The sequence below is a fragment of the Limnofasciculus baicalensis BBK-W-15 genome, from assembly GCF_024178385.1.
Classification (GTDB): Bacteria; Cyanobacteriota; Cyanobacteriia; order Cyanobacteriales; family Coleofasciculaceae; genus Limnofasciculus; species Limnofasciculus baicalensis.
On sequence record NZ_JAMZMM010000156.1, the window covers coordinates 1 to 6,347 of the forward strand.

Consider the following 6,347-nt stretch of genomic DNA (forward strand, 5'->3'; position numbering starts at 1 on the left):
GCCCTATATGTAGGAGATAATCTCCTCCATATAGGGGGATCGAACTCCGGATATAGTTTTTCACTCAACTCTAACTACCGCATATCATACCCAAATAAATTCGGATTCACTTCCCCTAATTTCAAATCCCCTAACCCATACTCCGCCCAACGCATTTCCACCATCTCGGCGACATCAGGATCTGATTCTAAAGGTTTACCCCATTCATGTTCAGTTTCCGGCGGAATTTTAGTTGTCGCATCAATTCCCATCCTTCCACCTAAACCAATCTTTTCACTAGCAAAATCCAAACTATCAAAGGGTGTATTGGGCAGAATAAATACATCTCGCACGGGGTCAACTTTAGAGCTAATTGCCCATACCACTTGACGGGGATCTCGGATATTAATATCCTTATCCACTACAATCACAAATTTAGTGTAAGTAAACTGAGGCAAAGCACTCCAAAAAGCTAAAGCAGCCCTTCTTGCTTGTCCAGGATAAGCTTTATCGATGGAAATAATTGCCGCTTTGTAACTGAGGGCTTCCATTGGTAAGAAGAAATCCACAATTTCTGATACTTGTTGTCGCAGAATTGGGGTATAAATGCGATTGAGAGCAATTGCCATCATCGCTTCTTCTTTGGGGGGACGACCGCTAAATGTGGTTAAATAAATTGGGTCTTTTCGGTGTGTCATACAGTGGAAGCGAATTAAGGGAGAATCTTCTACCCCACCGTAATAACCCATGTGATCTCCAAATGGTCCATCTGGCAATACTTCCCCTGGCGTAATTGTCCCTTCTAGGACAATTTCCGAGTCCGCTGGCACTTCCAAATCCAGAGTTTTGCACTTAGCGAGGGCAACCCCGGAACCGCCGTATAATCCAGCAAAAAGCCATTCTGAAAGATCTACAGGAATGGGGGTAGCGGCTGCCATGATAATTAAAGGATCGACACCGAGCGCGATCGCAATTTCTAATTTTTTCCCATTTTGAGCGGCTTTCCGCAAGTGTCTCGCCCCACCTCGTACCGACAGCCAATGGACTGTCATGGTATTTTTTGATTGCAATTGTAACCGATATACTCCTACATTCGGAGTACCTGTTTCGCAATCTTTGGTAATTACTAATCCTAGGGTAATAATCTTACCCGCATCACCGGGATAGGGACGAATTAGGGGTAATTTGTTGAAATCCAGGGCATCGCCTTCTAATACCACATCCTGACAAGCCGGGAAAAAATCTCGCCCTGGTTTTGCTTTGACAACATCAAATAAAACCTTACCAAACTCCACCGCCTGAGAGAATTTTTTTGGCGGTTTTGGTTGTTGTAGCATTCCCAGCTTTTTCCCCAATGTCTCCAACTCTTGGGGATGTTCCATATTCATTGCCCAACAAACCCTTTCCTCGGTTCCCATTAAATTGATGGCCACGGGAACCGACGATCCCTTGACATTTTCAAACAAAAGTGCAGGTCCTCCCGCTTGCAACATCCGGTTGGATATCTCAGCAATTTCTAAATCGGGATCGACTAATGCTGAAATTCGCCGTAACTCTCCCCGTTGTTCGAGTAGCTTAATGAATGCCCGCAAATCTCTTGCCATGGTTAAGGATTTAGAAGTATGAAGTGGTATCTTTGATTATAAGATGCCTGGGTGAAAACCCCGTGACTTCTTCCGAGGAGCAAAAAGCAAGTGGACTCAGCCTCCTGCTCATAACCTGCAACCAACCAGTAATAACTAATATGAAATGTCCTCGATGTGAATCCACCCAATTGCGAAAAAACGGTTTTACAAGAGGAAAGCAGCAATATTTTTGCAAAATTTGTGGTAGATACTTTATCGATGATTTTTCTTCAGTAAAGACAGCAAGTCAACAGGAGAATATGATTGAGGTTGTCAGGCAGAAAAAGTCTGAACTACCAGTTAACTTGTCATCGCTTATGAGTAGTCCAGATTCAGAAATAATCCCGGCTCGGCAATCCATAGATCCAGGACAATATCTAGCGGGGTTAGCTATTTTATTGCTAGATGTAGAAAACTTGAAGCTGGATCTAAATGCCGAGAAATTTTTAACTGATATTAGTCATTATCCCCTCCAAGTCAAAATCGCCTTTGCCAACTGGAGAAACCCTAGCCTGAGCAAACAGGATGCCGAACTTTACGATCGCGGTTATCAATTAATTCATGTGCCAGAGGGTAAAAATAGTGCTGATGCCCAAATGATTGCTATGGGTGTCTCTATTCCTCACCATTACCCGGAGGCTAAAGCAGTTTTTGTCTGCTCATCCGATTGGTTACTCACTCATCTATGTAATGAATTACAGTGTCAAGGATTGATAGTTTATCGGGTACGGAGACAAAATAAACTATTAAGTGTGGAAAATCGTCAGACGGGCGAGGTAACTCATTATTCCTTAGAGATGGAGATGGCAATTCCCTCCTTGGAAGAGCTGGTAAAACAAGTTGAGGCAATGCTCCAAGGAGAAATGACATCAATCAGCGATCGCATTTCCCAGCTATCTACCCTAACTAATCTTTTTCAACAACGCCGCCACATTACCCTTAACAGCAAAATCGTAAATGATCCAGAAGATAACAGGAAAACTCAAGATATAAATCAGGTTATTCCCGAAAAAAAAGAGCCAGAGTCAATCGCCACAAATAAAGATAATAACTCGAAACCGACAGGGATCGCTACTGTGGCAGATTTAGCCAGTATTAATTCTAAGGAAAAGTTAGAACAGGTTTTTCTAGAAATTTTAGAAACAATGAAAAATAGGAATCCCAAACTCGTTATAGATACTGGTAAATTGGGTGCAGAATTTCATGGTATCTATGGTATTGCTCCCAGTGCCCTCATCAAAAAATTAGGATTAGGTTCTAAGTTAAGTACGTTTTTAAAATCATGTAAATCTTTGAAATTAAAAAATTAAATTTCTTTGGGTAACGGGCAATAGCTTCAGGATAGCTGCCTCTTGCCCAATTGTACTAGCTTAGGAGAGTCTTGTACCATCGCGTACCGACAGCTAAGGCAGAGTCGTTTTATGATGGAGTGATAGACGGTGCGATCTTGACTTCTCCTCGCCTGAAAACAGAGGGGATTCTCAGCGGTTGGTAACAGGGAGATGTCTGAGGTGGGTAAATCTCCAGATTAACCCTCCTAACTCTCGAAAGCCTTCTGCCGTGGTATGGAGCCTCGCCTTCGCTATCGGCAATTTCCTTAAGCCACACCAAAAACGAACGCTCCTCAGAGCGCGCACCCTCAATAATCCCCCTGTGCGGGTTGTAATATGCCAGAGAATTCAATTTTGCCATTAGTTAATGATTCTGCCATTATCGACGAAATTAGCCTTAGCCTTTACCAAGCAGTTGTTGATATTCAGCAGCAGCAACCGCAACTGCTACAGGAAAAGTACAGGAAAATTGATTGGCGGGATCTCCGCTATCAAGAAGCCTTTTCCAGGAAGCTGAAATCCGAATTAAGGAAATCCGTAGACTGGAATACCAGACTCCGTAAGATCCAAAGATTACTGCAAATATTCCTCGTTTCCGCTTATTTTAAAACGCCAGAGTTTGGGAAATTGATCCAAGAAATTCGGGATGTGATTCAGCGACAAATTCCTGTGGAGTCTAATGGGTTAGGGCATTCAAAAATTACTGAAGCCACTACATCTCCGTTAGCAAATTCTTTCCCAGGAATTGCGATATTACTACTTGATGCGGAAAACTTACAACTAGATATCGAAACCGAAAAATTCCTAACTGGACTCTGTACCTATCCAATTCAAATTAAGGTAGCCTTTGCCAATTGGCGCAGCATGGGTAAAAAAGATGCCGAATTCCATACTCGCGGTTATGAACTAATTCATGTTCCACCTGGGAAAGATAGTGCTGATGTCAAAATGGCGACAGTTGGCTCTTCAATCTTCGTCCATTACCCCACAGCCAGGGAAGTATTAGTTTGCTCCTCAGATGGAGTAATGACTCATCTTTACAATACCCTGCAAACCCATGGATTAACTGTTTATCTCGTCCGGAAGAAAGGGGATAATATTACAGTTTTAAATAGTAAAACTAACCAAGCCCAAACCCATTCTCTAATACCTGTGCCAGATGTGCCATCCCGTGAGGAATTTATCCTACAAATTAAGAATATCATCAAAGCCGAAAAAGCCAGAACTAAACAGAATTGGTTCAAGATTTCTCGGATTTCCAATCGATTTCATAGTAAGTACAAGATCGCAATGACTCAAGTAGGAGCAGTTCACTTTCCGGGGCAGAAAGTCCGGGATATTTTCACTCAATATCCCCATGACTTTGCCCTCCATCAACTACCTGATGAATCTGGATCTTATATAACGCTATTTGAAGTAGAAGCACCCAACCCAGTCACCCAAAACGATCGGGTAATTTCTCAAGACACCAAAACAAACGATTCACTTTTAGTCAATGTTGAATCTCCAGAAACAATCGAACAGGTATTATTCAACATAATCAAGGCTTTAACCACAAAGTCTAACCTGAAATACGTGGCAATTGCTAACGTAGCCACTGAGTTTCAGAAGCAATATGGGAAATCAATTACCAAGGCAATGCAAGACTTAAACTTGGGAACCAAATTTCCGGTTTTCTTGCAATCCTGTAGCGCTTTTAAATTGAAAAAGATCGGTTCAGTCTATCATGTGGCACTTCAGGAAAACGAATAGGAGTGGCGAGAAAGGGTGAGATTGGCAACTCCTTATCCAAATCATTACCTGATCTTAACCTTCTGTAACCTGTTAGTCCTATATTCTAATCAAACAAGCCTATAGCGGTTTTTGATTGGGTAAAGTACAGCAATATAGTACATATTTACCCCAATCGCAATCGGGGTGTATTCCGTTTAATGGCAAACCGCTAGAATCCTGAATAAATTAACAATAGAGACATTTGTAAGTTCCCCGAAGATCATGGCGAGAGTATTAGATTTAATCCATCAAGGCGGCCCAACGATGATCCCAATGGTAGGGATGTCAGTGATGACATTTGCTTGTGCCTTGGAAAGAGCATTGTTTTGGTTCAAACTATTGAGCCAAGAAGACCATATAGTAAAGGAGGTTCTAGATGCGGCACGCTACGATTTAGATAAAGCAGCAGCAATTGCAGAACATTCCAAATCCCTCCCGATTGGTCGATTTCTCCTCGCACCTTTGAAGCTAAGAAAACCGACTCCCGAAACTTTTGGCTTGGCAATGGAAGCAGCGGCGGATAAAGAATTTGCCCAAATGCGCCGAGGGGATAAATTATTAGAAAGTATTGTGGGAATTGCGCCACTGTTAGGTTTGTTGGGTACAGTGACAGGTTTGATTGCTACTTTCAGTAACCTTAACATTGGTGGTGGAGGTGCAAGTGAGGGTGCAGGAAAAGCCGCAGCGGGTATTGGGGAAGCACTAATTACCACTGCGGCTGGGATGATTATCGCTATTATTGCTCTCTTCTTTTTCCGAATTTTAGTAACTTTGCAGGCTCAACAAACGGATTATTTTTATGAAGTGGGTAGCGAATTAGAACTAATCTATCGCCAATGTTGGTATGAATCTTCTGATTCTGATGAACCTGCCCATTCTCCCCCATCCTCTACTTATGCGATGAAATCTCCAAAATTTGGCACTAGCCAAATTAACTCTCCAGCAGTTGGCGGTAGATGGTCAGTTCAAGTATCAGTTGATTCAGGTAATACAACCATTGAACCACAAATAATAGATCGGCAACATTCACCTTCTTTCTCTCGTCAAACTAATGGAGAAGATGGGGAATTAGACAACGAACAACAACCAACATTAACAGATAATTCAACTCACCAAGATTAGTTCATCACTCCTTTGCTATTTAGTAACCCCCATGAGATTCAAATCCCAACATAAAGGTTCCCAAATGCCAGAATTAAATCTGGTGCCGATGATGGATGTACTGATGACAATCTTAATCTTTTTCATCATCCTTTCCATGACATTTACTAGTGGGCAGAAGTCAGTTAATGTTACTTTACCTAGTGCAGATGCTGGTACAAGCCAAGAAAAAAACCCAGATCCCCTTGTTGTTGGACTCAATGACAAGGAAGAGATTTTGCTAGCTGACAATAAAGCTATTACTAAAGAAGAGTTAGCCGAGGAAATGAAAACTTATTTGGAGAGTAATACTAAGGGAGCTGTTATTTTAAAAGCAGACAAAAATCTTCCTTATGAAAAGGTAGTGCGGCTATTGGGAGAAATGCGAGATATTGGCGGGGATAGTGTTTCTCTGGCGATTGAGGATAAATAGTCGGATTGTTTGTAGTAGGCACTTAAGTGCCCATTACAGATTGTTAGTAGTAGGCACTTAAGTGCC

General features: G+C 42.0%; 4 protein-coding genes and 1 pseudogene. 4 read left to right on the forward strand and 1 reads right to left on the reverse strand.

Annotation, left to right across the window (positions count from 1 at the left end; all coding sequences use genetic code 11):
- Positions 1 to 74: 74 nt before the first annotated feature.
- Positions 75 to 1,583: a UbiD family decarboxylase gene (locus NJ959_RS15885; RefSeq protein ID WP_254012715.1), complete on the reverse strand. Its 1,509-nt coding sequence runs from the start codon at positions 1,581 to 1,583 to the stop codon at positions 75 to 77.
- 140 nt (positions 1,584 to 1,723) lie between these two features.
- Here NJ959_RS15885 and NJ959_RS15890 point away from each other — a divergent pair, with 140 nt between their 5' ends.
- The 4 genes and pseudogenes from NJ959_RS15890 (at position 1,724) to NJ959_RS15905 (ending at position 6,281) form a co-directional block, all read left to right on the forward strand.
- Positions 1,724 to 2,914 (forward strand): IS1/IS1595 family N-terminal zinc-binding domain-containing protein, encoded by a 1,191-nt coding sequence (locus NJ959_RS15890; RefSeq protein WP_254012716.1) that lies wholly within the window; start codon positions 1,724 to 1,726, stop codon positions 2,912 to 2,914.
- A gap of 357 nt (positions 2,915 to 3,271) precedes the next feature.
- Positions 3,272 to 4,687 (forward strand): NYN domain-containing protein, encoded by a 1,416-nt coding sequence (locus NJ959_RS15895; RefSeq protein WP_254012717.1) that lies wholly within the window; start codon positions 3,272 to 3,274, stop codon positions 4,685 to 4,687.
- A 243-nt stretch (positions 4,688 to 4,930) separates the two neighbouring features.
- Positions 4,931 to 5,578 (forward strand): annotated as a pseudogene (locus tag NJ959_RS15900) (MotA/TolQ/ExbB proton channel family protein); the annotation flags it as partial.
- Between the two features lie 283 nt (positions 5,579 to 5,861).
- Positions 5,862 to 6,281 carry an ExbD/TolR family protein gene (locus NJ959_RS15905; RefSeq protein ID WP_254012719.1) on the forward strand — a complete coding sequence of 140 codons (420 nt, stop codon included), beginning with the start codon at positions 5,862 to 5,864 and terminating at the stop codon, positions 6,279 to 6,281.
- Positions 6,282 to 6,347 lie beyond the last annotated feature (66 nt).

What these genes read in the sequence shown, in the direction of transcription:
- NJ959_RS15890 (WP_254012716.1), top strand. Translation starts at nt 1,724, where the DNA reads ATGAAATGTCCTCGATGTGAATCCACCCAATTGCGAAAAAACGGTTTT.
- NJ959_RS15895 (WP_254012717.1), top strand. Translation starts at nt 3,272, where the DNA reads ATGCCAGAGAATTCAATTTTGCCATTAGTTAATGATTCTGCCATTATC.
- NJ959_RS15885 (WP_254012715.1), bottom strand. Translation starts at nt 1,583, where the DNA reads ATGGCAAGAGATTTGCGGGCATTCATTAAGCTACTCGAACAACGGGGA.
- NJ959_RS15905 (WP_254012719.1), top strand. Translation starts at nt 5,862, where the DNA reads ATGAGATTCAAATCCCAACATAAAGGTTCCCAAATGCCAGAATTAAAT.